General features: G+C 65.7%; 3 protein-coding genes. All 3 read right to left on the bottom strand.

What is annotated here, in order from left to right:
- Nucleotides 1–703, bottom strand: a 703-nt coding sequence (locus EOA33_RS32610; protein WP_145989422.1) for an FAD-dependent oxidoreductase, incomplete at its 3' end; no start/stop codon positions are given.
- Nucleotides 704–723: 20 nt separating this feature from the next.
- Nucleotides 724–2,019 (bottom strand): nitrate/nitrite transporter, encoded by a 1,296-nt coding sequence (locus EOA33_RS32605; protein ID WP_127407494.1) that lies wholly within the window; start codon nucleotides 2,017–2,019, stop codon nucleotides 724–726.
- 56 nt (nucleotides 2,020–2,075) lie between these two features.
- Nucleotides 2,076–2,329, bottom strand: a 254-nt coding sequence (locus tag EOA33_RS32600) for a hypothetical protein (RefSeq protein WP_245482506.1), incomplete at its 5' end; no start/stop codon positions are given.

The raw sequence follows: 2,329 nt of genomic DNA, 5'->3' as shown, positions 1-2,329 counted from the left end.
CAACCAGCGTCGCCGGGATAATCGTGCCGTCGGCAAGCTCGACCTGCTCGACCCTGCCGTTGCCGGTAATGGCCTGGGTGTTGGCCTTGGTGATCACCTTGATGCCGCGCTCCTCCACGGCGCGCTGCAAGAGATAGCCGGCGGCAGGATCGAGCTGACGCTCCATCAGCGTCGGCATGACGTGCAGCACGGTGACGTCCATGCCTTGCGCCTGCAGGCCGGCCGCGGCTTCCAGTCCGAGCAGGCCACCGCCGATGACCACGGCCTTGGCCCGCGACTGGGCGGCAAGCATCATGGCCTGCACGTCGTCGAGATCGCGATAGGTCAGCACGCCCGGCAGGTTGTTGCCCGGCACCGGGATGATGAACGGCACCGAGCCGGTGGCGATCACCAGCTTGTCGTAGGGTTCCGTCACGCCATGATCGGAGGTGACGGTCTTCGCCGCGCGGTCGATGGCGACTATTCTGTGGCCCTTGTAGAGCGTGATGCCGTGCTTGATGTACCAGCCGTCGCCGTGGATGATGATCTCTTCATAGGCCTTCTCGCCCGACAGGACCGGCGACAGCATGATGCGGTCGTAGTTCACGCGCGGCTCGGCGTTGAAGATGGTGACCTGGTAGCGATCCGGCGCCTTTTCCAGGAGATGCTCCAGCATGCGCCCGGGGGCCATGCCGTTGCCGATGATGACGAGTTTCTCGGTCATATTGCTGATCCGTTCCGGTTTCACTCGGCCGCGTAGGAAAGGGCTGGCGTCTCGGCCATCGAGGCGCGCTCCATGCGGCGGATGCTGAGGTGCATCCAGGCAAGGCAGCCGACGACGATGACGAAGAGCAGCATGAAGCAGCTCGACCAGACGCCGGTGAGATCGTTGAGCGCGCCGAAAGCGATCGGCAGGACGAAGCCGCCGAGCCCGCCGATCATGCCGACCATGCCGCCGACGGCGCCGACATTCTTCGGGTAGCAGACAGGGATGTGCTTGTAGACCGCGGCCTTGCCGAGGCTCATGAGGAAGCCGAGCACGCAGGCGACGGCGATGAAGGCGAGCGGGCCGATCTCGAAATGGAAGGCGATCGGCCCGCTGATGCCGCGCACGACGTAGTCTGCCGAGGGGAGAGACAGAACGAGCGTCGCCACGGCACAGACCGTGAAGGTCCAGTAGAGCACGGTGCGGGCTCCGATGCGGTCGGATAGCACGCCGCCATAGGCGCGGAAGATGCTCGCCGGGATCGAATAGGCGGCCCCAATCATGCCGGCGGTGGCGATGTTGAAACCATAGACGCCGATCAGGTAGCGCGGCAGCCACAGCGACAGCGCCACGAACGCGCCGAAGACGAAGAAATAGTAGAAGGCGAAGCGCCACACCTGCAGGTTCTTCAGCGGCGCGAATTCCTGCCAGAAGCTTCTCGGCGCTGCCGCCCTGCCGGCACGGCGCTCGCGGATGACCGGATCGTCGCCGGTGGTAAACCAGAAGACGACGGCCATGACGACGAGCGCCGCCGCCCAGATTTGCGCCACCGTCTGCCAGCCCCAGGCGAGCAGCACGAGCGGCGCCAGGAACTTGGTGACCGCGGCGCCGACATTGCCGACACCGAAGATGCCGAGCGCCGTGCCCTGCCTGCCGGCGGGGAAGAAGCGCGAGACATAGGCGACGCCGACGGCGAAGGAGCCGCCGGCGAGACCGACGCCAAGCGCGGCGATCAGCATCTGCTCATAAGTATGCGCAAAAGAGAGCAGTAGGGTCGCGACCGCCGCCGAAAGCATGACGGCGGTGTAGACCAGCCGCCCGCCATAGCGATCGGTCCAGACGCCGAGCAGCATGCGCACGAGCGAACCGGTGAGGATCGGCGTGCCGATGAGCAGGCCGAACTCCGTCTCGCTCAGCCCAAGCTCCTGCTTTATGCGCACGCCGATGATGGAGAAGATCGTCCACACCGCGAAGCAGACGGTGAAGGCGATGGTGGACATCACGAGCGCCTGCCTGGGTTCCTGGCTGGGCGCGGCTGGGAGAATTGCAGTCATGTCGGCTCCGGTTTGCGGCGTGGGAGGCGCCGCTCTTGTCTATTCGTTCGCGATTGTCAGCGACGGGCCATCGGCGTGCCGGTCGAAACCTCGCTGTGCGCGATCACTGCCGGCTCCTTGCCGTCCGTCTTGGCGCCGACGGGAAAGAGCAGCAGTGCGGCGGTGAACAGCGCGGCGGTCAATGCGCTGCTGGCCAGGACATCGCGGCGGGTGAAGTCCTCGAGGGCCGCGCCAGTTCCGATCCGTTTCGTCATCGTCGTCTCCGGTTGGGCGCCGCCTGGGATCGGCACCGTCGATTGCGTGTTAGGTC

Origin of the sequence: Mesorhizobium sp. M4A.F.Ca.ET.050.02.1.1, assembly GCF_003997725.1 — a bacterium.
In the GTDB taxonomy this organism is placed as follows: Bacteria; Pseudomonadota; Alphaproteobacteria; order Rhizobiales; family Rhizobiaceae; genus Mesorhizobium.
Note: the sequence above shows the minus strand (reverse complement) of the source record. Positions and strands in the feature narration are given on the sequence as shown.